Annotated in this window: 20 protein-coding genes and 1 pseudogene; 16 read left to right on the top strand and 5 right to left on the bottom strand. The window is 56.4% G+C overall.

Annotated elements, in window-relative coordinates; genetic code table 11:
* Positions 1-6: 6 nt before the first annotated feature.
* Positions 7-1,803 carry an IlvD/Edd family dehydratase gene (locus tag ACR0DE_RS08580; protein ID WP_170423958.1) on the bottom strand — a complete coding sequence of 599 codons (1,797 nt, stop codon included), beginning with the start codon at positions 1,801-1,803 and terminating at the stop codon, positions 7-9.
* A complete protein-coding gene (locus ACR0DE_RS08575) occupies positions 1,800-2,558 on the bottom strand; it encodes an SDR family oxidoreductase (RefSeq protein ID WP_170423960.1) in 759 nt (252 codons plus the stop codon). Before ACR0DE_RS08575 ends, ACR0DE_RS08580 begins: the two co-directional genes overlap by 4 nt.
* A gap of 190 nt (positions 2,559-2,748) precedes the next feature.
* Here ACR0DE_RS08575 and ACR0DE_RS08570 point away from each other — a divergent pair, with 190 nt between their 5' ends.
* Positions 2,749-3,633, top strand: a complete 885-nt coding sequence (locus tag ACR0DE_RS08570) for an NAD(P)-dependent oxidoreductase (protein WP_480752645.1) — start codon at positions 2,749-2,751, stop codon at positions 3,631-3,633.
* Positions 3,630-4,598, top strand: coding sequence for a D-erythronate dehydrogenase (gene denD / locus ACR0DE_RS08565; RefSeq protein ID WP_480752643.1), 969 nt, complete (start codon positions 3,630-3,632; stop codon positions 4,596-4,598). Before ACR0DE_RS08570 ends, denD begins: the two co-directional genes overlap by 4 nt.
* On the opposite strand, the gene ACR0DE_RS08560 is transcribed toward denD, so the two are convergent.
* A complete protein-coding gene (locus tag ACR0DE_RS08560; protein WP_170396177.1) occupies positions 4,595-5,245 on the bottom strand; it encodes a GntR family transcriptional regulator in 651 nt (216 codons plus the stop codon). The two genes, denD and ACR0DE_RS08560, sit on opposite strands and share 4 nt — an antisense overlap.
* Before the next feature lie 197 nt (positions 5,246-5,442).
* Here ACR0DE_RS08560 and ACR0DE_RS08555 point away from each other — a divergent pair, with 197 nt between their 5' ends.
* From ACR0DE_RS08555 to ACR0DE_RS08510, 10 genes and pseudogenes are all read left to right on the top strand, one after another.
* Positions 5,443-6,456 carry a TRAP transporter substrate-binding protein gene (locus ACR0DE_RS08555; protein WP_170396175.1) on the top strand — a complete coding sequence of 338 codons (1,014 nt, stop codon included), beginning with the start codon at positions 5,443-5,445 and terminating at the stop codon, positions 6,454-6,456.
* Between the two features lie 79 nt (positions 6,457-6,535).
* Positions 6,536-7,705 carry a mandelate racemase/muconate lactonizing enzyme family protein gene (locus ACR0DE_RS08550; RefSeq protein ID WP_480752641.1) on the top strand — a complete coding sequence of 390 codons (1,170 nt, stop codon included), beginning with the start codon at positions 6,536-6,538 and terminating at the stop codon, positions 7,703-7,705.
* 16 nt (positions 7,706-7,721) lie between these two features.
* On the top strand, positions 7,722-8,564 hold the full coding sequence (locus tag ACR0DE_RS08545) for a TRAP transporter small permease subunit (protein WP_255612041.1): 843 nt from the start codon (positions 7,722-7,724) through the stop codon (positions 8,562-8,564).
* On the top strand, positions 8,564-10,186 hold the full coding sequence (locus ACR0DE_RS08540) for a TRAP transporter large permease (protein WP_170403499.1): 1,623 nt from the start codon (positions 8,564-8,566) through the stop codon (positions 10,184-10,186). The genes ACR0DE_RS08545 and ACR0DE_RS08540 overlap by 1 nt, the downstream gene beginning before the upstream one ends.
* 10 nt (positions 10,187-10,196) lie before the next feature.
* Complete coding sequence (locus ACR0DE_RS08535; RefSeq protein WP_170817988.1) at positions 10,197-11,147, top strand: phytanoyl-CoA dioxygenase family protein; 951 nt, start codon at positions 10,197-10,199, stop codon at positions 11,145-11,147.
* A 24-nt stretch (positions 11,148-11,171) separates the two neighbouring features.
* The gene (locus tag ACR0DE_RS08530; protein ID WP_480752639.1) at positions 11,172-12,674 is read left to right on the top strand and encodes a UxaA family hydrolase; all 1,503 of its coding nucleotides are present in this window, start codon (positions 11,172-11,174) and stop codon (positions 12,672-12,674) included.
* Positions 12,671-13,675, top strand: a complete 1,005-nt coding sequence (locus ACR0DE_RS08525) for a Gfo/Idh/MocA family protein (protein WP_170733458.1) — start codon at positions 12,671-12,673, stop codon at positions 13,673-13,675. The genes ACR0DE_RS08530 and ACR0DE_RS08525 overlap by 4 nt, the downstream gene beginning before the upstream one ends.
* 106 nt (positions 13,676-13,781) lie before the next feature.
* Positions 13,782-14,702 (top strand): annotated as a pseudogene (locus ACR0DE_RS08520) (NAD(P)-dependent oxidoreductase); the annotation flags it as partial.
* Positions 14,703-14,705: 3 nt separating this feature from the next.
* Positions 14,706-15,587, top strand: coding sequence for a DMT family transporter (locus ACR0DE_RS08515; protein ID WP_480752638.1), 882 nt, complete (start codon positions 14,706-14,708; stop codon positions 15,585-15,587).
* Positions 15,584-16,447, top strand: a complete 864-nt coding sequence (locus tag ACR0DE_RS08510; RefSeq protein ID WP_480752636.1) for a sugar kinase — start codon at positions 15,584-15,586, stop codon at positions 16,445-16,447. The genes ACR0DE_RS08515 and ACR0DE_RS08510 overlap by 4 nt, the downstream gene beginning before the upstream one ends.
* On the opposite strand, the gene ACR0DE_RS08505 is transcribed toward ACR0DE_RS08510, so the two are convergent.
* Both ACR0DE_RS08505 and uxaC read right to left on the bottom strand, forming a co-directional pair.
* Positions 16,434-17,630, bottom strand: coding sequence for a mannitol dehydrogenase family protein (locus tag ACR0DE_RS08505; RefSeq protein WP_480752634.1), 1,197 nt, complete (start codon positions 17,628-17,630; stop codon positions 16,434-16,436). The two genes, ACR0DE_RS08510 and ACR0DE_RS08505, sit on opposite strands and share 14 nt — an antisense overlap.
* Positions 17,631-18,974, bottom strand: a complete 1,344-nt coding sequence (gene uxaC, locus ACR0DE_RS08500; RefSeq protein ID WP_480753767.1) for a glucuronate isomerase — start codon at positions 18,972-18,974, stop codon at positions 17,631-17,633.
* Between the two features lie 123 nt (positions 18,975-19,097).
* Here uxaC and ACR0DE_RS08495 point away from each other — a divergent pair, with 123 nt between their 5' ends.
* From ACR0DE_RS08495 to uxuA, 4 genes are read left to right on the top strand one after another with little or no spacing between them, the layout of a single operon-like run.
* Positions 19,098-20,114 carry a Gfo/Idh/MocA family protein gene (locus ACR0DE_RS08495; RefSeq protein WP_480752632.1) on the top strand — a complete coding sequence of 339 codons (1,017 nt, stop codon included), beginning with the start codon at positions 19,098-19,100 and terminating at the stop codon, positions 20,112-20,114.
* On the top strand, positions 20,111-21,112 hold the full coding sequence (locus ACR0DE_RS08490) for a Gfo/Idh/MocA family protein (RefSeq protein WP_170626574.1): 1,002 nt from the start codon (positions 20,111-20,113) through the stop codon (positions 21,110-21,112). Before ACR0DE_RS08495 ends, ACR0DE_RS08490 begins: the two co-directional genes overlap by 4 nt.
* A complete protein-coding gene (locus tag ACR0DE_RS08485) occupies positions 21,109-22,161 on the top strand; it encodes a Gfo/Idh/MocA family protein (RefSeq protein ID WP_480752629.1) in 1,053 nt (350 codons plus the stop codon). The genes ACR0DE_RS08490 and ACR0DE_RS08485 overlap by 4 nt, the downstream gene beginning before the upstream one ends.
* On the top strand, positions 22,158-23,339 hold the full coding sequence (uxuA, locus tag ACR0DE_RS08480; protein ID WP_480752627.1) for a mannonate dehydratase: 1,182 nt from the start codon (positions 22,158-22,160) through the stop codon (positions 23,337-23,339). The genes ACR0DE_RS08485 and uxuA overlap by 4 nt, the downstream gene beginning before the upstream one ends.
* Positions 23,340-23,515: the final 176 nt, after the last annotated feature.

The following is a 23,515-nucleotide window of genomic DNA, read 5'->3' as shown; positions in this document are numbered from 1 at the left end:
TTCCTTTTAGTGGTTATCGCGTGGCATGAAGCCTCGCGCGATATCGCGGTAGTTTTCTGCACCCTTGAGCGTCATACCGCGATCCAACCGATCTACTTTTTCGCGGAATAATTCCTGCCAGGGGGATTGGTTGGGCGGGGTTGAATAACCACCCTTTGCCTCCAGATCGCGGGCGCGTTCATGCAGCTCTTCAAGCGAAACCAGCATATCCGCTGTGCCTTTTCCAAGATCGATGCGCAGTCGGTCGCCATTTCGCACCAAGGCCAACCCACCACCCTCTGCAGCTTCGGGTGAGGCATTCAGGATAGACGGACTTCCTGATGTACCGGATTGCCGTCCATCACCGATGCAAGGAAGGGCTTCTATGCCCTGTTTCAACAAATATGCGGGCGGCCGCATGTTCACGACCTCTGCAGCACCAGGGTATCCTTTTGGTCCCGCTCCGCGCATAATCAGTATACAGTTTGCGTCGATGTTTTCTGCAGGATCATCGATCCGATGGTGAAAGTCCTCAGGCCCATCAAACACAACCGCCCTGCCCTCAAATGCATCAGGATCATCCGGGTTCGACAGGTAGGTCTCTCGAAATGCCTTTGAGATCACAGATGTTTTCATAATCGCACTCTCGAACAGGTTGCCTGAGAGATTGATGAACCCCGCCTGTCGCTTAACCGGGCTACTTACAGGCTTGATTACGTCGCTGTTCTGAGACCGGCGCGTCGAGCAGTTATCGCCCATCGTCTTACCGTTCACCGTTATCGCATCGGGATGCGGCAGCAATCCAGCATCAAGAAGCTCTCCGACAACGGCGGGTACACCTCCGGCCTGTTGGTAATCTTCGCCCAGATACTCACCCGCAGGCTGCATGTTAACCAACAGTGGAACGTCGTGGCCAAGTTTCTGCCAGTCATCGTTGGTCAACGGAACACCAAGATGCCGAGCGATTGCATTCAGGTGGATCGGCGCATTCGTCGATCCACCAATCGCAGAGTTGATAACAATCGCATTCTCAAAAGCCTGACGTGTCATCACATCGCTGGGGCGTAGATCCTCCCAGACCATGTCCACAATGCGTTTACCCGTTTCATAACTGATTTGACCGCGCTCTCTGTACGGGGCTGGTATGGCGGCTGATCCGGGCAATTGCATACCCAAGGCCTCAGCAAGCGAATTCATGGTCGTTGCTGTTCCCATCGTATTGCAATAACCCACCGAAGGTGCTGCGGCGGCTGCGATTTCCATGAACTCATCGGTGTCGATTTCGTCAGCCGCAAGGTCTTCGCGCGCTTTCCAAATAACCGTTCCCGATCCGGCGCGCTCACCTTTCCACCAGCCGTTGAGCATGGGGCCGACCGACAGGGCGATCGCTGGGATGTTGACGGTCGCAGCGGCCATAAGAAGCGCGGGCGTGGTCTTGTCGCAACCAATGTTCAGAACAACGCCGTCAATCGGATACCCGAATAGACTCTCAACCAAGGACAGATAAGCCAGGTTGCGGTCGAGTGACGCCGTTGGCCGTTTACCTGTCTCTTGTATCGGGTGGACCGGTATTTCGATGCACGTTCCCCCGGCGGCGATGATTCCATCGCGAACACGTTTGGACAATTCGATATGATGCCGATTACAGGGGCTCAAATCACTGCCGGTCTGAGCAATGCCAATGATCGGTTTGCCTGATTGCAGTTCCTCACGGGTCAATCCGTAATTCAGGTATCTTTCCAGATACAATGCCGTCATCTCAAGGTTCTCAGAATTCATGAACCACTTGCGAGATCGCAAATCGTTTTTTGATACTTTTCTCATTGGCCTGACCAACCCCCGTCAATTATATGCGTGTGTCCTGTGGTGAATGCACTTTCATCGCTCGCCAGATAGACGACCAATGCAGCAATCTCTTCTGCTTTCGCTACACGCCCCATAGGCTGACGCGCCACAAATTGTGCAAGGGCCTCTTCTCTGCTGCCCAATTGCTCTCCCAACGCATCTACGCGGTCACGCCAACTGGGACTATCGACTGTTCCCGGACAAATGCAATTGCACCGGATTCCTTTTGTTATGAAGTCCACGGCTACCGATTTCGTCAGCCCGACAACAGCGGCTTTTGTCGTTCCATATACAAAACGATTTGGCGCACCGATTATGGAACCCAGCGCGGAAGACATATTGATTATCGAGCCTCCTCCGCGCTCTAACATTCCCGGCAATACAGCCTTTGTCGTGCGCACCATTGAGCGCACATTAAGGTCCATTGCGAAATCCCACTCTTCATCGGTTGCACCCAGAATAGTTCCGTGATGCACGAACCCTGCGCAGTTGAACAAAACGTCCGGCTTCGCTCGCGCGACCCCATGATGAATGCTGTCATTATTCGTCACATCCATCTCGAATATTTCGAGATTTTCGAGATTCCGACCGCGAATCAAATTTAGTTTTTCAGGGTTAATATCCGTCGCATAGACTTTTGCACCCTCTCTTGCCATTGCAATTGCGCTTGCAAGTCCGATCCCCTGTGCGGCGGCTGTGACCAAGACGCTTTTTCCCTTAAGTCTTTCTGACATATAAATATTCCGACCTCAAAAGTGGCGACTGGACAAGTGTTACTTCGTCCCACAGATCAACCGAGAAGCAAAGAAACCTTGGCGGATTTGCAACGACTTCTGGCATGTGGGCACAGAGCCGTTAGCGTATGACTTTGATTTTGGTTTGGCCATAACCATGCGTGGCGCACCTTCGGAAGGACAGTAGATGATGAGCAAGCAGTTCAAAGTGGCTCTGTTGGGAACCGGCCTGATGGGAGCTCCTATGGCGCGGAATATTTTGCGCGCCGAGTTTCCGCTCACTGTATGGAACCGCAGCTTGAAAAAGGCAAAACCGTTGACAGCAGAAGGCGCGACATTGGTGGAAACTGCCCCGCTGGCGGTTTCGGGTGCAGACGTAATAATAACCATGCTCTCGGATGGATATGCGACCGGCGCGCTACTTGCTGACGAGGCTTTCCGCGAGCGACTCAAACCGGGGATGATCTGGATTGATATGTCGAGCGCCAAACCCGAACACGCAAGAGAGCAATCCGCGCAGCTTTCCTCGATGGGGGTGCTGCATCTGGACGCCCCGGTTTCCGGTGGCACCAAAGGTGCCGAAGCTGGCACCCTTGCGATCATGGTCGGTGGCGATCAGGACGTTATGAAGCGCGTGCGACCAGTTCTGACAGCAATGGGCCGGCCTGTACATGTTGGCCCAAGTGGTTCTGGTCAATTGTGCAAATTGGCCAATCAAACAATTGTCGCTGTAACAATATCGGCTGTCGCCGAAGCGACTCTGCTGGTTCAGCAAGGTGGTGCGGACCCCACCGCGTTGAGGGCCGCACTGAAGGGGGGCTTTGCGGATAGTATTATCTTGCAACAACATGGCGAACGCATGTCTGATGGAAATTTTGCACCCGGAGGTTTGTCTAAGTTTCAACTCAAGGATTTGGACAACACGCTGGAGGAAGCACGAAGCCTTGGCGTTGAGCTACCTAGCACCCGATCTGTGCGCGACCGTTTCGAATATCTGATAGACGAAATGGATGGGGCCGAACTGGATCATTCGGCTTTGTATCTAGAACTCAAAAAACGGAACGGAATGCTGTGACGCGGATCCTGATTATAGGCGGCGGAGGAATGCTGGGCCAGAAACTGGCCCATCGCGTGTCGACCCAAGAAACCTTTGGAGCCGATGCCCAAGTCTCACTGTTCGATCTCTCGTTCCCGCCCGAAAGTGCGGCAGGTAATCAAATTGTGGGGAACTTGACTGCGTCAGGCATAGCTAAGTCTTTTGCTACGCAGCGGCCAGACGTCATTTTTCATCTTGCAGCTATCGTTTCAGGCCAAGCTGAAACAGACTTTGCGTTGGGTTGGGATGTAAACCTTATGGCAACGTGGGCACTGCTGAACGCACTTAAGGATGAACACGAGGCATCAGGAAACGAGTACACACCTCGTCTGGTTTTTGCCTCGTCCATAGCAGTTTTCGGGTCACCATTCCCCGAAAAGATAAGCGATGAGTTCCTCTCGGCACCTTTGACAAGTTACGGAGCGCAGAAAGCGGCGGCTGAATTGATGATCACGGATTTCAGCAGGAAAGGATACATCGACGGTATTTCCTTGCGCTTGCCCACTTTGTGTGTGCGCCCGGGCAAAGCCAACGCTGCCGCTTCGTCCTTCTTTTCGGGTATAATCCGAGAGCCATTGAATGGGGATGAGGCTGTCTTGCCAGTTGCCGAAACCGTTCGCCACTGGCACGCCAGCCCCCGCGCCGCTGCGACTTTTTTGACCCATGCAGCAACAATGGACACACAGCTTTTGAATGACAGACGCGCATTGAACATGCCTGGCGTAAGTTGCACCGTCGCCGAACAAATCGAAGCTCTGCGCCAAGTGGCCGGCCAAGAAGCGGTTGACCTAATCAGGCAAGAACCCGACGAGACAATCGAACGAATAGTCAAGAATTGGCCGCGAGACTTTCAAACAGATCGCGCTCAGGAGTTGGGGTTCGAGGCGGAATCAAGCTTCGACGATATAATTCAGGTGTATTTGGAAGACGATTTTCGGCTTTAGTCGCCCATCGTCTTTCCAGTTAGATGGCGTTCCAGATGGTCGTGAATTTTCTCTCGTGTTAACTGCTCATCCCCTGACAATGCTGCTTCAAGTATATCGGCATGGTGTCTTATGTTCTGAGAAATGAATTCAAAGTTCCGGTCTGCCACCATCAACTGCTGTCTGAATTGCGCATAAACTCGGCTATGCATTTGTTTTAAGGTTTCCGAGCCACAGGCAGAAATAAGTGTTTGGTGAAATTCCTTTTCCGAGGCAAACCATATCTCGATAAGGCCGCTCGGGTCGTCTGTGGCGTGAATGCGTTTTTCGATATGGCTGAGTTTGTGATGTGCGGCCGTCAATCTTGCTTCCCAATCCACCCCGCCGTTACGGATCGACATTGCGGTGCCTTCGGCCTCCAACAGAACACGGACGTGCGTCAATTCGATAAGCTTCTGCGGCGATCGCATTGGCACGCGGAAACCTTTTTGTTCCTGAAAGTCCACCAAACCAACAGCGGCCAAACGAAAAAGGACTTCACGAACGGCGCTCGCAGAACAGCCATACACTTTACGAAGTTCTTCAGCCCGCACCTTCGCTCCATGCTCGAATCCATTAGAGATCAGGCGCATCTTAAGATCTTGATAAATATCTATTTCGTCGTTCATTCCAGTATGCACCTTCAAGTTTTGTCCAAGTAGCGTCCTAACCTTATTTTCGAATTATCGCAAGAATCTCGAAATTTTTAGAAATTTCAATTTTTTCTTGTTGCATTCGATTCTTCGGCTTAACGTTTACCTGCGCGACAGCAAAGGAGGCGGCAAGATCTTCCACACCGCGCACGCTCAACGTCTGGGAGGACAATATGAAAATAGTCAAGACAGCGGCCCTGGCGGCCGTAGCCACGACAATGGCAGCCGGTTTCGCGATGGCTGAAACAACGAAGCTTAGAATTCAAACCCATTTTTCGCCCGAAACTCTGTCAGGCCAGATGGCTGCAAAATTCGTTGAAGACATTCAGGAAATGTCGAACGGCGAAATCGAAGTTGAAATGTTCTATTCCTCTTCGGTGGTCAAATCAGTTGAAACCTTCGATGCCGCAGCTACAGGAATTCTGGATTGCGACATGACGGGCGGCGGCTATCAGACCGGTAAAAACCCGGCCTTCCAGTTTGCGGGCGACCTGCTCGGCGGATATCAGAACCCATATCAGCAAATGGCTTGGCTTCTTCATGGCGGCGGAAGAGAAGCCGTAAATGATCTATACAACGGCTACGACATGGAATTCATCGGATGGTGGATTCCCGGGCCAGAGTCGCTGTCTTCGACCAAGCCGATTGCAAAAGTGGAAGACTTCAAAGATTGGAAGTTCCGCTCGCCTCCAGGCCTTGCTACCAAGGTTTTTGCGGAACTTGGTGCTTCTCCGATCGTGATGGATTTCAACGAAATTTTCACGGCTTTGGAAACCGGCATCATTGATGGTGCGGATGCTGCGAACCTGACGAACAATGTGGGCCTCGGTCTGTACGAAATCGCAGGTCACACAAACTATCCCGGTTTCCACTCGATGCCTGCAGATCACCTAGCTTGTCGCAAAGACGTCTGGGAAGCGATGCCCGCGCATCACAAGAAGATCATGGAAGTCGCAATGGATAGCCTGGCATTGCACAATGCCACAATCAATGAGGTGCAGAACGCTCAGACTGCAAAAGACCTGAAGGCAAAAGGTGTTCAGTTGTACGAATGGTCGCCTGAAGACCTGGCAGCGTATCGCGCGGCCGTTCAGGTCGGTTGGACTGAGTTCGCAACGACACCTGAAGCACAGGCACTTTTGGAAAGCCACATCAACTTCCTGCGTGACCTGGGCGCAATGCAATAATCAGGCTTCGATCGAACTACGACACACGGAAAGGCCGCACTTGCGGCCTCTCCGGATCGGCGCCGGGATCCAGAACTTCATGAAAATCACCAGAATAATAAGTCATGTACTGCAGTACGACATGCCGGAAGTTCTGGGCTACTCGCAACAGTATTATGACAAGCGTACAACCCATCTGGTCGAGATTCAGACAGATGAAGGGGTAACCGGTTGGGGGGAGTGCTTTGGTCCCGGAAACGTAGCCATTGCGAACAAATCCATCGTGGAAAAGGTAATCCAACCAATGGTCCTTGGCATGGACCCTTTGGACAAAGACGTGATCTGGCACAAGGTGTACAATCTTTTGCGAGACCATGGCCAAAGCGGAATGCCAATACAGGCTTTGTCCGGGGTGGACATCGCACTTTGGGACATCGCCGGCAAAATTTCTGGCCTCCCCCTCCACAAGCTTGTCGGCGGGGCTCATCGCGCAAGCGTTCCTTGCTACGGCTACGGCATGATGCTCCGGGATGAACCGATATCTAGTCTTGCAAGCCGTTTTGAGGATGAAGCCGCAAAGATCAAGGCAATGGGATTTACCGCCACCAAAATGAAAACGGGCTTTGGCCCGAAGCCTGATGTGAAGCTGTGCGAAGCAGTTCGACGCGGAGTTGGTGACGACTTTCCTTTTATGGTCGATGCAAACCATGCCTATACGACTTCAGACGCGTTCTTTGTCGGTCGGGCGCTGGAAGAACTGGACGCATATTGGTTCGAAGAACCGGTCGCGCCAGAAGACATTGACGGATACCGCGAACTGCGCACTTCGCTTAAAGTAAACATCTCGGGCGGAGAAGCGGTATTCAATCGCTGGGCATGGCGCAATCTTCTTGAAAACCGTGGCATCGATATCGCGCAGCCAGAGGTTTGTGCTTTGGGCGGTGTTTCAGAGTATCTCAGGGTACTGTCTCTATGCCACGCACATTTCACTCCGGTCGTAAATCACGTCTGGGGTAGCGCCATCGCCGTCGCAACTAATCTGCATTTACTAGCGGCCATGCCCGCAATTCCAGGCGGCTTGCATCCATGGGAGCCGATGCTGGAGTTCGACACAACGGACAACAAGTTTCGGGACGATCTGCTGACCGAACCGCTGGAAATTCAAAATCAGGTCAAGGCCAACAACGGCCGAGTCATGATCCCGACTGGCCCCGGATTGGGTGTCGAGCCGGACCGAGACTTTATCGATCACTACAGGATCGAAGGATAAGGACGAGGGTTACGCGATGCACAAGAACTCAGGCGGACTAATTGAATGGCTCATACCGTTGGCCTTCGTCGCAACAGCCAGCTGGCTTGTTTGGCATCTTCCCGCATTCCTATTGGACTGGCTGCCTTACACCTCTGAATCCCTCAAAAGTCAGGTAACTGAAATATATCTTCGCAGCGACGTTACGCCCGAATTGTCTGGCGTATTCGGGGGGTATGTCGACATCATCGACATGGCCGCGCTCGTCCTTCTACCGTTTCTTGCAGTGATTGGTACCAAGACCGTACGCCCGGCGACGATGGAGTTCGAAGGCTCGACGGTAATGGACCGTTTCGCCCTGTTCATAGGTCGAGTGACGATGATGATGATCGCAATCATGACTGTCGTCATGCTCTACGAAGTCTTCATGCGCTACATACTGGAGAAGCCGACCGAGTGGGCGAACGAAATGACACTCTGGTTCGCCAGTTTTGTGTTCTTGATGTCTGGCTACTACGCCATGCAGCAACGCAGTCACATTCGAATATTCCTGATGTACGACGCAGTTCCACGTTGGCTTCAGCGCGTTTTTGATACGGTTTCGACTATACTGATCGTGCTATTTGCCTTCTTTCTTGTCTACGGCAGCTACAAACAGGTGTTCGTCAACAAGCTCTACAAATGGGAGCTTTATGGCTCTGCCTTCAATCCGCCGATCCCGGCGACGTTGCAGCCGATGGTGCTGATCGTGATTACGCTCGTCGCAATGCAAGCAATTTTGAACCTGGTCGCGGATTGGAACAAAGAACCGGAAATCCACACAGATGAACCGGACGAAGACGAAATTGAAATGATCAAACGGGCGGTGGGACAAGACTGATGGACATTGGAACAATCTCACTCATCCTGATGGTCGCCCTGATTGTGCTTCTGGCGATCGGGATGCCCTTGGGTCTGGCCTCGGCTTCGCTTGCGGTTCTGGTTCTTGTGCTCAAGTTCGAACCGACACTGCTTTTAAACCCGTTTTCATTCGGCGACGGGATTCTCACCGGTCGGCCAGGGACTGGGCCGCTCTATATCCTGGCGCAGAAGATATACGGGCTCTTAACGGACTACGTGCTCATATCCGTGCCATTGTTTATCTTCATGGCGTCGCTGCTAGAGCGGTCCGGGATCGCGCGCGACATGTATTCGTCGCTGAATGTCTGGCTGTCCAGAACACGCGGCGGCATCGCGATCGTGACTTCGATCATGGCGGTGATCATGGCAGCCATGTCCGGCATCATCGGCGGTGAGGTTGTCCTGCTGGGCCTTATCGCTCTGCCCCAGATGCTGCGCCTGGGCTACGATCAGAATCTCGCGATCGGCGTCATCTGCGCCTCTGGGTCGCTGGGCACCATGATCCCTCCTTCGATCGTTCTGATCATCTACGGGCTGATCACCGAAACCTCGATCAAGTCACTGTTCACCGCGTCTTTCATTCCCGGCTTCATGCTGGCCTCGATGATCATCCTGTACATCATCATCCGCACGCGGTTGAATCCTCATCACGCTCCGCTGCCGGAACCGGACCCGAACGACCCCGAACCAGCCGAGAAACGCAAACTGTTTGGTGCCTTCATGAGCATCGTCGTCGCCGGATTTTCCACCGTTCTGTTTATTCGGGCCGCTTTTTTCGAGCTGTCAGGCTCAAACGCTGCCAGCCAGGGCGAACCAGCGCGATTGGGGACAGCTGACTACCTGCCCTGGTTTGCCGGTATCACGATCGTCGCCCTTCTGCTGATTTTCTTCGTCTTTGGCAGACAGCGCGCAAAAATCGGTTGGGAAATGGGCAAGGGTCTCGTCGCGCCGCTGGTTGTAATCGGCGTCGTGCTCGGCTCGATCTATGGCGGGATCACAGGCATCACCGAGGCTGCTGGTATGGGCGCCTTCGCCGTCCTGATCATCGCCATCCTACGGGGCGAAGGGTCGTTCGAGCTGGTTTGGGACAGCTTGATGCGGACACTAAAATCCACAGGCACCATCATCTGGGTTACGATCGGGGCCGCCGCGCTGGCGGGTGCCTACACCATTGCTGGCGGGCCCCAATACGTGGCCGACCTGATCGTCGGCCAGGAGCTGCCGACCATGTTGGTCATTCTGGTAATGATGCTGATCTTGCTGTTCATGGGCGCATTCATGGATTGGGTCGGCATCGTACTGTTGATCATTCCGGTCTTTCTGCCGATCGTCCTGCGCCTTCCTATCGAGGAAATCGGAGTCTTTGGCCAGTTGGAGCCGAGTCATGTCGCCATCTGGTTCGGCGTCGTGTTCTGTATGAACATGCAGGTCAGCTTCCTCTCGCCCCCTTTCGGCCCGGCCGCGTTCTACCTGAAGTCGGTGGCCCCGCCGCATATCAGCCTAACGGATATCTTCCGCGGCTTCCTGCCATTCATCGGGATCCAGTTGCTGGCACTTTCCGTTCTTCTGATCTGGCCGGGCATCATCGCGCTGCTGTTGTGAGGTTGCACCCATGCTGACACAAGATCAGATTGGCAAGTTCCAGACCGATGGATACCTCGTGGTTGAGGATGTAATTCCCGGCGATGTCCTGGGTCGGGTGCAAGCGGAATACTCGGATGTCCTGAACCGGCTCTATGACTGTTGGTACGAAAAAGGGCTGGTCAAGGACGAGCCGTCCGGAATGACCTTCTGGGACAAACTTCTGTCCGCCTATCAGGCCGGATGCGACTATTTCCAGCCGCTGGACATCTCGCTGCCCGGCGATCGGATCATGGCGGACACACCGTTCCATATTGGGCCCGCGGTGTTCGACTTGCTGACGGCCCGTCCCATGCTTGACATCGTCGAGCAGCTGATCGGGCCAGAGTTGGTGAGCAATCCAATCCAGCACGTTCGGCTGAAGCCCCCTGCCCTGAAGCTGTCCAAGGACGAGGTGCGCGCGCACATCACCGCAACGGACTGGCATCAGGACCGAGCGGTTGCGCTGGAGGATGCTGATCAGACCGACATGGTCACGGTGTGGATTGCCGTCAACGATGCAACCGTCGAAAACGGCTGCCTGCAAGTGCTGCCAATGGCACAAGACCAATCTATCCTGCCACATTGTGCCCGGACGCAGACAGGCATTGCCGACGGGTTCATTGATGAAGGCCGCGCCGTGCCCCTTCCTGTCAAGGCCGGCGGGATCATCCTGTTTCACCCTTTGACGCCACACGCTTCGCTGATCAATAAAACGGACCGGTTCCGCTGGTCGTTCGACATCCGCTTTAGCGCGGCAGGCCAGCCGACCGGTCGAGATCATTTCCCCAGCTTCATCGCGAGGTCCAGATCGCGCCCCGAAACCGAGCTGCGAGATTGGCGCGTCTGCAAGTCCAATTGGGAGGCGGCTCGAGCAAGACTGTCCGGCAAGCCGCATATAGATATTCACCGGTGGACATCGGACTCACCGTTCTGCGCCTAGCTGCTGCCGCCAGGAAAGCTGATTATGACTTTTGTACGTTTAGATCGAACAGATAGCGTGGTGGTTGCAACTCGGCACCTGGAGGCCGGCAGTATGGTCGAGGATATCACGACCAATGCACGCATCCCCTCGGGGCACAAGGTCGCCACACGGAATCTTGCACTCGGCGATCCGGTCAGAAAGTACGCCCAGATCATCGGCTACGCCACCCAACCGATCGAACCCGGCGACCATGTGCACACCCACAATGTCGAGTTCCGGAACACCAGTGTGGACTACGAGTTTGCGACGGATCACAGGCCCACCAAACCTGCCACCTCGGTCGATACATTCATGGGCTACCACCGGGACAGCGGTCGGGTCGGCACACGCAATTACATCGCGGTTCTGACCACAGTGAACTGTTCGGCGACTGCGGCCCGCATGATCGCCAATCACTTCACGCCGGACAAGCTGGCCAAGTTTCCGAACATCGACGGCGTGGTGGCCTTTGTCCATGGAACAGGCTGCGGAATGGCCGATTCCGGCGACGGTTTCGAAGCCCTTCAACGGGTCATGTGGGGGTTTGCAAAACACCCCAACCACGCTGCCGTTCTGATGGTCGGTCTGGGCTGCGAGATGAACCAGATCGACTGGCTGCTGGACGCGTATGGGCTGAAGCAAAGTCCCACCTTCCAAACGATGAACATCCAGAACGTCGCCGGATTGCGTCGGACCGTGGAAATGGGCATCAACAAGATCAACCAGATGCTTCCCATTGCCAACGAGGCGAGGCGCAGCGAAGCCCCGGCGTCCGAACTGATGGTTGCGCTGCAATGCGGTGGCTCGGACGCTTGGTCCGGCGTGACCGCGAACCCGGCGCTCGGACATGCCTGCGACCTGTTGGTTGCGCAAGGCGGCACAGGTGTCCTTGCGGAAACACCCGAAATTTACGGAGCCGAACACCTTTTGACCCGCCGCGCCCTTAGTCGCACAACTGGGGAAAAACTGATCGGACTGATCGATTGGTGGCAGGACTATACCGCTCGCAATCACGGTTCGATGGACAACAACCCAAGCCCCGGCAACAAGCAAGGGGGTCTGACGACCATCCTAGAGAAGTCGCTGGGGGCAGCGGCGAAGGGCGGCACCACCCCTTTGACCGGTGTATTCAGATACGCCGAACCCATCACCGCCAAAGGCTTCACCTTCATGGACAGCCCCGGATATGACCCGGCCTCGGTGACCGGTCAGATCGCGGCTGGGTGCAACCTTGTGTGCTTCACCACGGGACGCGGCTCTGCATTTGGGTCCAAACCGGCACCCACGCTGAAAATCGCTACCAACTCTGAATTGGCAGCACGCATGCCCGAGGACATGGACGTGGATGCGGGCGACATTCTGAGCAAAGGCGCCAGCGTCGAAGAAAAAGGACAGGAAATATACCGACGGCTGCTCCAAGTCGCCTCTGGCGCGCGGACCAAGTCCGAGGCGCAGGGCTTGGGTGACTACGAATTTGTTCCCTGGCAAATCGGAGCGGTGATGTGAAACGGATCCTTGTAGCCGGCGGCGGATTAATCGGTATCCGCCACGTCCGCGCCGTGATTGAGCATCCCGGCTGCATGTTGGTCGGGTTGGCCGATCCAGATGGCTCGATCCAGATCGACGCGCCGCGTTTTGCTAGTATGGACGAGGTGCAGGACCCGGTAGATGGCGTCATCATCGCCACTCCGACCCGCCTGCATGCCGAACATGGCATTCTGGCCGCATCCCGCGGTTGGCACATGCTGATCGAAAAGCCGGTTGCCGCGTCGGTCGATGATGCACTGCGCCTGAAGACGGCCGTTCGCCAGGCCAATGTCCGCAGTCTTGTAGGCCACCATCGGCGGTATCATACAATCTTGCAACACCTGAAGGAGGTGATCGCGCAAGGTACGATCGGACAAGTCATCAATGTCTCGTTGCTGTGGGCCATGCGCAAACCCGACAGCTATTTTGAACAGAACTGGCGGACTTCCGATGGCAGCCCAGTCATGATCAATCTGGTGCATGATATCGATGTCCTGCGCTTTGTGATCGGAGAAATCTCGGATGTCGTCGCCCTGCCCGGAGCGCCCATCCGCGGGTCGGATAGGATCGAAAGCGGGGCTGTCGCGATCGCATTCGAAAACGGCGCGACGGGCACTATCAGCTTTGCCGATACCGCACCCAGCCCCTGGGGGTTTGAGGCCGGAACCGGCGAAAACCCGAACATCGGCACGACCCATCAGGACATGATCTGGATCACGGGAACCAGTGGCGCTGTGAGTTTTCCCTCCATGACCCTGTGGCGCGGACAGGATTGGGGCACTGCGGCCCAAAAAGACCAACTTACACGACCGGAACAACAACGCGCACCGCTAGAGGTGCAGCTGGATCACTTCCTTGACGTGATCGATGGCGCTCCTCCACTGATTGACGTCGAGGATGCAGCCCGAACGCTCGAGGTCACATCACGGATTGAACAGGGGCTAAAGGCGCGAACGACCCGAGCGCGGGCGCCGGCCTGATGGACATGCGGCCCGGCCAAATGCCGGACCACCCAAAAACCAATGATTATCCACCGGGCAATATGAGCATTAAAAAAGCAAAGCCGCCCGCAACAAACACAAGAATAAAAACCAGACACATTCACGGAAAGGGAAACCAATGAGCAAACCATCAATCGGGTTTATCGGCTTAGGACTAATGGGCGGAGCCATGGTGAGCCGACTGTTGGACCAAGGATATTCGGTCGCTGTATTGGGAAACCGCGACCGCACGTACCTGGACGCCGCGATTGACCGAGGCGCCCGCGAGATGCAAAACGCCCAAGAACTGGCTCAGGCCAGCGACATCGTGATGCTGTGCATGGGCACCTCCGAACAGGTCGAGAGCCGAATGCACGGTGCAGATGGAGTGATTGCGGGATTGAAGTCCGGCGCGATTGTCATCGACTTTGGCACCTCGCTTCCTGGCAGCACACGCGCCTTGGCCGAGGAGGTTGCTGCAGCCGACGGAAGCTATCTTGATGCACCGCTTGGCCGGACACCTTCACACGCGCTGGAAGGCAAGCTCAACATCATGACATCTGGTGACAAGGCTGCCTTTGACAAGGCCGAGCCGATACTGAAAGATTTGGGCGAAAACGTTTTTTACCTTGGCCCCGTTGGGTCCGGACACACGATCAAGCTGATCAACAACTTCTTCGGAATGACCGTTGCGAACGCGATGGCCGAAGCCTTTGCCATGGCTGACATCACCGGTGTTGACCGAAAGCAGCTGTATGATGTGATGGCCGCAGGGCCGCTGCATTCCGGAATGATGGATTTCGTCAAAGCCTATGGCGTTGAGAGCGACCCAAATCAGCTGGCCTTTGCCATCAAGAACGCGGCAAAAGACCTCGGGTATTATGACCGAATGGCGCGCGAGGCGGGCGTTACCAGCGTGATGTCGCAGGGCGCGCTTTCGGCGCTGAATGACGCCCGCGACCACGGTCAGGCGGATGACATGGTAAGCCAGATGGTTGACTACTACGTCAAGCGTTTCAACACCTGATCGATGGCCGTCTCCGCCAACCCCACCGCTGACCTGCCGCGCCTTGGCATTGTGCTGATGCTGATGGCGTGGCTGTTCTTTTCGTTGGTTGACCTTGGGGCCAAGTGGTTGGCGTTGGCCGGAGTGCCAGCATTTCAGTTGGCGTTCATGCGCTATGCGGGGCACTTCGCGATCTCAGTGGGCGTGATCGCCAAGGGCGGGATAGAGGCTGGTCGGTTCAAGACTGACCATCCATGGCAGGTGATAAGCCGGGCCTTGCTGCTGATCTCGGCGACCGTTTTCAATTTTTATGCCCTACGGTTTTTGCCACTGACCGTTGTGTCGGCAATCATGTTCTCAAGCCCGGTCATCGTGTGCTTTCTGTCCGTCTTTGTATTGAAAGAAAGCGTGGGCCCATGGCGTTGGGCGGCTATCATCCTGGGCTTTCTGGGGGTGTTGGTTGTCGTACGGCCGTTTGGTTCGGCCTTTCATCCGACCATGCTGCTGATCGTATACAATGCCACCGCTTTGGCTTTGTACTCGATTATGACGCGCAGGCTGTCCGGGGTTGTTGCCGTTGACACTATGCAATTCTACCTCGGGCTTACCGGTACGGTGGTCCTGTTGCCGTTCGCCATCTGGTTTTGGGTCCAGCCAGAAAACACGTGGAGCCTGATTGTACTGATCGGCCTTGGTGTGTTTGGCTGGTGCGGGCATCAGCTGCTGACGAACGCGCATCGGTTTGGAACGGCGAACCAGTTGATGCCATTCACCTATTCGTTCCTAATCTACGTGGCAATCTGGGGTTATCTGTTCTTTGACACGGTACCGGACGCATTCACGTTGGCGGGGGCTGCGCTGATCATGGCTGCCGGTCTCATCATCTGGAAAAGAGAAAAGAAATGACGCGAATTGCCTGCATCGGCGAAGCAATGATCGAATTGTCCATGCTGGAAACCGGCGCGAAGGTGGGCGTCGCGGGGGATACGCTGAACACGGCCATCTACATGCACCGTGCCGCGCATGACCTGCAGGTGGAGTATGTGACATGTCTAGGCGACGATCCGTTCTCAAGGCGTATCGTGGACTTCATCGCCAGTCATGACATCGGAACATCCGGCATCCGCATCATTCCGAGCGCCTCTCCGGGACTATACGCGATCACTACATCTGCGGACGGTGAACGCAGCTTTACCTATTGGCGCAGCGAGGCGGCCGCCCGTCAGCTTTTTGCCGATCACGACTTCAGCCCGCTGAACGGTTACGACGTGCTGTACTTGTCAGGGATTTCCGTGGCGATTCTTCCGCATGCAGTCAGGCTTGCGCTTCTGGACTGGCTCGAAGGCTCTTCCGTTCGGTTGGTATATGACAGCAACTTTCGTCCGCTTCTTTGGGACAGCGTCCAACACGCTCGGCAGATTAACCAACGGCTTTGGCAACGTGCAGACATTGCCCTGCCGTCCATTGACGACGAGATGGCATTGTTCGGGGAAAGCGCGGACCAGGTGGCTGCACGCTTTGCCGATCATCACGGTGTCGGTGCGTTGAAACGCGGAGAGAATGGCCCTTTGTCCATCGGTCAGAACACTGACCAAACCTATGAACCTGCCAAAAACGTGCTGGATACGACAGCGGCGGGCGACAGTTTCAACGGTGGGTACCTCGCGGCCTTGCTGATGGGGAAATCACAGGCCGACGCCCTGATGGCTGGACACAATTTGGCTTCCACCGTTGTTCAATTCCGCGGCGCGATCATTCCCGGATAAGTGGCGCGAGATCCTCAGCCCCAACGAGACCCAAAAGCGGCGCTACCGGGTCCGGCTGCTTGACGGCCTTGGCAATTTCCGACGCGCAAGGATCGTTCAGCGCCCTGCCCTTTGCGATCTCGGACATGCAATAGGAGATCCAGGCCCGCATCCCTGCAATCACCGCCTGAGAGCCGGTCTCACGGAGTGTGGGAACAAACCGATACGGCAGCTTCTGGCTGCCATCCATCGCGATTTGGTCCAGACGGTGCGCCAGCTCGGGGTTTTCAAAGCGGCGCAACAAAGCCTCGGCATAATCCGGAACCTGTGCTTGCAGTGCAGCGGGCAGCGTTGCGCCCGCATCCTTCATCAACTCAGAAACCAGCGGGCGCAAAACCGGGTCTCGAACCGCTTCGTGGACGTAGGTCAGGCCCCGCTCCAACCCGGCATAAGCCAACAGGGAATGGGCACCGTTCAGCATGCGCAGCTTTCGCATCTCGTGCGGGGCTACGTCTTCGACCAGTTGCACACCCGGCCAATCCGGGTGCGGACCGGCGAAACTGTCTTCGATCACCCACTCCGAGAACGCCTCGGTCGGAACAGCCATAGGATCGCCGCTGATTGCGCGAACGGCGTCCGTGGTAGCCGGGGTGATCCGGTCGACCATCGCGTTGGGAAAGCAAACAGAGTCCCAATTCACGTCCAGACCGGCTGCTTCCGCAAAATCGGCAACTGCCGTTTCGAGCGTCTTGCCGTTTTCCATGCGATTGTCACAACTTAGTACCGTTACTGGCTTGCGCCGTTCCGCAAGGCCATAAGCTAAAAACCCGATCAGCGTCGCAGGCCCTTGCCCTGCCAGATCGGCGGCAATCGCTGGATCCTGAAGGTTCAGCTTGCCCGCGGCGTCCAAGTGATAACCTTTCTCGGTAACGGTTGCCGAAATGATCTCGGCATCCGCCATCACATCGAATATCTCTGCGCGATCCTTGGGCGCGACCAGAACGTCACGCAGAGCTTTGATGCGCCGGACTCCCTGCCCCTGTACGCACAAATCGTACTCGAAACCCTGTCGGGCCAATCCATCCCGAACCGAGGATGAACGCAGACTGACGCCGACAACGTCCCATCCGCCCGCTTGATCGGTGTAGTCCAGCAAATGCGCCCGGGCGAAGTTTCCAAGACCGAAGTGAAGAATTGTACCCATCTAGCTTTGCAACCCGTAAACCTGTTTCGCCAGATCGGCCGCCAGCAATCTCGCCAGATGCTCGGCACTGTCCCGACCGAAATAGCCGCGCGCAACCTGCTCCGCCAGATGAAACGCCACACCCCGTCGCCACAGGTCGTGACGTGCAGGAATGGACAGAAAAGCCCGCGTGTCGTCATTGAATCCGGCCAGATTGTAATATCCGGCCGTTTCAACGACCTGATCGAAATACCGCGCAATCCCGGCTGGGCTGTCGTGGAACCACCAAGGCGGCCCGATCCTAAGGCACGGCCAATGTCCCGCCATCGGGGCCAATTCACGGGCATAGGTGCTTTCGTCCAATGTGAAAAGTATGATGCGCAGTTCTGCCGAGTTACCGACCCGGTTCAATAGCGCCTCAAGGCCCGTGGCCCAATCCATCGCGATTGGAATGTCGGCCCCCTTGTCCCGTCCGAAGTCTCGCAGTACCGCGTGGTTCGTGTTGCGCTTGCTGCCAGCATGTATCTGCATTGTCAGGCCATCATCGACAGACATCTGCGCCATTTCGATCAGCATATGCCCATAGAACCGGCGAGCATCCTGTTCGGTACCTTCCCGCCGTCTCAGCCGCTGGTACAGCGCTTCCGGGTCGTCCAGCCACTCGGTCTTTACGCGTTCGATACCGTGGTCGGTGGCAGTACATCCCAGCTGGATGAAATAAGCCCGCCGCATTCGCAGCGCGTTGAGGTAGCCATCATAGCTGTCCAGATCGCAGCCTGTCAGCTCGGCCAACTTGTTCAGGTTCTGTACGAACTCCGGGTCCGCCCCATCCAAAACCCCGTCTGGGCGGAACGTCGGAACAACCCGCCCGCCCCAACCGCTTGTACGGATCTCCCGATGCTCCACGAGTGCGTCAAGAGCGGAATCCGTGGTCGCCAGAACCTCGATCCCAAACCTGTCGAACAAAGCCCTCGGACGAAATTCGGGTCGCGTCAGCTTTTCTGAGATCTCATCATAAATCAGGTCAGCCGTGCGAGAAGACAACGCCTCAGACACGCCCAGCGTTTCGTGCAGCACGTAGCTCATCCAGATCCGGGATGGCGTTCCCAGAAACAGATGCCAGTGTTTGGCAAAGGTGCGAAAAACGGCGCGGGGATCCTTCTTTCGCCCCTCTTCCCCAACGCCAAGTTCGGACAAAGGAACGCCCTGCGAATAGAGCATACGGAACACGTAATGGTCGGGAACCACAAGCAGCTCTGCCGGGTTGGGAAACGGCTCATCGGTTGCAAACCACCCCGGATCGCAGTGACCATGCGGAGACACGATTGGCAGGTCCTTGATGCCCAAGTACAGGTTTTCTGCCATGCCATTCAAATTGCCAGTCAATTCTGCCTCCGATACTGCTGCCCGCAATTGTTAACACAGTTTTTAATGGTTGCATCTTTCCCGTTCGAACCCGCAGACTGACCGAGTGATCCGGGGGAATGAATGAATATTGCGCTGATTGGTTTGGGGATGGTTTCGCGTACGCATGTCGCTGCCATTCAAGCATCGGATCAAGGCCTCAGTCTTGCCGGCGTCCTCGGGCGCAACTCTGAAAAAGCAGCTGAGTTCGCGCGGCGAAACGGCACCCGCGCATTCGGCTCGATCGAGGAAATCGCAGACGACCCAAACGTCGACTTTGCGATCATCGCAACACCGCCCGATCAGCGCTCAGAGTTGGTTCGGGTTCTTTCGAGCGCTTCGAAACCGATCCTGATGGAAAAGCCCATCGAGAGAACGCTGGGCGCCGCGACAGCCATCGTCGAGCAGTGCGAGGTATCCGGTGTGCCGCTGGGCATAACCTTTCAGCACCGCGCCCGCGCCGCCTCGCAGGCGCTGAAATCAGCCATTGAACAGGGTGAGCTGGGCGCGATCGCCACGGTGGAGATCCGTGTCCCCTGGTGGCGCGATCAGAGCTACTATGACGAGCCGGGTCGCGGCACTTATGCGCGCGACGGAGGCGGTGTCATGATCTCGCAGGCAATCCACACGCTTGATCTTGCGATGTGGCTGCTGGGGCCGATCTCGGACATTCAAGCCATGATGAGAAAAACTCCGTTACACGATCTCGAAGCTGAGGATTGGGCAGGTGCAGTCTTTGAAACGGATAGAGGCGCCGTGGGCACTATGATGGCGACTACTGCCGAATATCCCGGGGCCGCTGAGTCCATTACCATCCAAGGCACACGCGCCAAAGCGCATCTGGAGTCAGGTGTCCTGACCTTAACGACTTTCGATGGTGATAAATCCACGGTTGGCGAAACGTCCGCCACAGGCGGAGGGGCCGATCCCATGGCGTTCACCCATGCTTGGCATCAGGCGGTCATCGAGGATTTTGCCAAGGCTGTTGCCGATGGCACGCTGCCCATGGCCACCGGACGCAGTGCCCTTTTGACCCACGCCGTCATAGACGCGATGCAGATCGCCAATCGAACCGGCCAGAAAACACGAGTCATCTCATGAGCCTGACCTGCGTCGCCCTTGGCCTGGACCACCGCCATATCTATGGCATGACGGAAAACATGCGTAAAATCGGCGTGGACTGCGTTGGCTACTGGACACAAGGCGATCCGGAAACGCTACCGGGCTACGTCAAAAGGTTTCCCGATATTCCGCGGCTGGCCCGACTGGAAGACGCCCTAACCTGTGGGGCGGATCTGGCGCTGATTTCGGCAATACCGGCAGATAGGGTCGCGTTGACGATCCGCGCCATGCAAAACGGCATGGATGTCATGAGCGACAAGCCGGGCTGCACGACGTTCGAGCAACTCGACCAGATCAAGCGAGCTGTCGCCGACACCGGTCGAATCTGGTCGGTGAATTTTTCCGAACGATTTGAAACGCCCGTCAGCACCCGGGCGACCGAGTTGGTCGAGTCCGGTGCCATCGGGCGCGTGATCCAGACGGTTGGGCTTGGCCCGCACCGATTGAACCGGGCAACCCGGCCGGATTGGTTTTTTCAGCGTGACCGCTATGGCGGCATTCTGACCGACATCGCCTCGCATCAAATCGATCAGTTCTTGCATTACACAGGTTCGAAAACCGCAGAAATCACGAACGCTTATGTGGCGAACTACGCAAACCCCAAAGATCCCGGATTGCAGGATTTCGGAGAACTCAATCTAAGAAGCGAGAATGGCACCGGGTACATCCGGGTTGACTGGTTCACGCCGGATGCCTTGCCAAACTGGGGGGATGGTCGTCTGACGATCCTCGGAACCGAAGGATATATCGAGTTGCGGAAATACGTCGATGTGGGTGGGGCCTCAGGGACAGACCATCTGATCCTCGTCAATGGTGAAACCTGCCAAAAGATCGACGCAGCCGACGCCGGCCTTCCCTACTTCGCGCGCCTGGCCGATGACATCCGCAACCGGACCGAAACCGCGATGACACAGACCCACTGCTTTACGGTCATGGAGCTGGCACTGCACGCGCAGGAAATGGCGGAACGCAGATGATCAACGTTGCGATCCTTGGCGCTGGTATCGGTGCGCAACATCTGGACGCTCTGGAACGGCTTGACCGCACCTTTCGCGTAGCCGCCGTGGTCGACCAGAATACGGACCGGATCGAACAGATACGGCAGAACTCGGATTTTCGAGCACTAACCAACATTCAGGACGCTCTGGATGATCCGGCGATTGATGTCATCGACATCTGCCTGCCGCCCCATCTGCATGTACCGACCACCCTTGCGGCACTGGCCGCAGGAAAACACGTTGTCTGCGAAAAGCCTCTTGCGACCTCGATGCAAGATGTGGATCGGATCACGGCAGCCACACGCAACGCGGGCAAGCAGGTGTTTCCGGTGTTTCAATACCGGTGGGGCCCGTCACTTGCCCAATTGCGCCACTTGCAACGCGCAGGCCTGACCGGAGCGGTCCAAACTGCCGCGCTTGAAACTCATTGGTCCCGAGGGGCTGACTATTACGCAGTGCCGTGGCGAGGAACATGGGCCGGTGAACGCGGCGGCGCAGTGCTGGGCCATGCCATCCACAACCATGATCTGCTGACTCATATTGCGGGTGATATCGCCTGGGTGTCTGCAATGGCGACAACGCGGGTCAACCCGATCGAGACCGAAGACTGCGCCGCGATCTGTTTTGGCATGACTTCCGGTGCTTTGTGCACAAGCAATATCACCTTGGGCGCCGCCACGGACGAAACCCGCCTGCGGTTCGTCTTTGAAAAGGTGACCGCCACCTCTGGCACCGAACCCTATGCCCCGGGTCAAACGCCCTGGACATTCGTCGCGCGAGACCCTGTGAATCAAGCCGCTATCGACGAGGCCCTTGCAGCCGCCACTGACGAGCCAACAGGTTTCGAAGGGTTCTTTACCGAAGTCAGCAGGGCGCTGCGGTCCGAGGCAAATTCGGCCGTTACGCTGAAGGATGGCGCTGCATCCATCGGCCTTGTGACAGCGATTTATCACGCGGCGCGCACCGGGCAGCGCGTTGCTCTTCCCATCGGGTCCGATCACCCGCTGTATGAAGGATGGCTGCCATGAAACAATGCTGGCGTTGGTTCGGACCCGATGATCCGATCGCCCTTGCCGCTCTCCATCAAGTCGGGGTTCAGGGCATCGTCACCGCGCTGCATCACATCCCGCCGGGACAGCCCTGGGATGAACCAAGCATCGCCGATCGGCAAGCAGTTCTGGCTACTGCCGGGTACAGTTGGGACGTTGTCGAAAGCCTGCCCGTCTCCGAGGCGATCAAAACACAGTCCGCAGACATGGCTGAACATCTGCAGGCGTATAAGTCCAGCCTCAGGTCCCTGTCCGCCCGTGGCATCAAAGTCGTTTGCTACAACTTCATGCCAATCCTGGATTGGACGCGCACCGCCCTTCGCGCACCGCAGCCGCACGGCGGAACGGCCATGCTGTTCGACCTGACCGATTTTGCTGTTTTCGACATACATATTCTTGAACGTCCGGGCGCGTCCGAAGACTATTCCAGCGACGTCCAGCAAACGGCCAAGGATCGCTTCTTGCGCATGTCGGATAAATCCAAGGCCCAGTTGCAGCATAATGTCACAGCGGGGTTGCCCGGCGCCAACGATCAGTGGAGCGTGCAGGACGTGCGCGCTTTGTTGCAGACCTATGCACATATCGACCGTGACCGGCTTCGCGCAAACCTGATCGACTTCCTGTCAGAAGTCGCCCCAGTCGCCCAAGAACTGGAACTACGCTTGTGCTGTCATCCAGATGATCCGCCGTTCTCGTTGCTTGGTCTGCCGCGGATCATGTCCAGTACCGATGACTACGGCGCCGTTCTGGATGCGGTTGATTTGTTGGCGAACGGCGCAACATTGTGTACCGGATCGCTGGGAGTTTCCCCCGAATTTGATGGGCCGGACTTCGTGCGCAGGCATGGCGACCGAATTCACTTTGTCCATCTGCGGAATACCAAACGCATCGCCGGATCAGACAGCCAGAAACCGGACTTCTATGAGGCCTCGCATCTGGAGGGCGACACCGACATGGTCGGCACAATTCGCGAACTGATGAACGAACAGCGCCGCCGCAAATCCCAAGGGCGTTGCGACTGGCAAATTCCGATGCGGCCCGACCACGGACAAGAACTGCTGAGCGATCTGGGCGGACACAGTACTCCCGGCTATCCGTTGATCGGGCGTATGCGCGGGCTTGCGGAACTGCGCGGCATCATGGCGGCGTTCTCGTAATGCGTCGGATCAGGCGGTTTCTTTTCGCCCGCAACACTTCTTTGCTTGCCTGAGCGCCGCATTCTTCGTTTAATTACGGTACGTAAACGGGCAGCGGGGTGTCTTCCGGACTCGCCCGACGTCTGTTCAAGACGCGTGAAACTCCCGCGAAAACCGATGCGATTAGGCATCATTTT

Source organism: Ruegeria sp. C10 (assembly GCF_056537805.1).
This window is presented reverse-complemented; position numbering and strand designations above follow the sequence as displayed.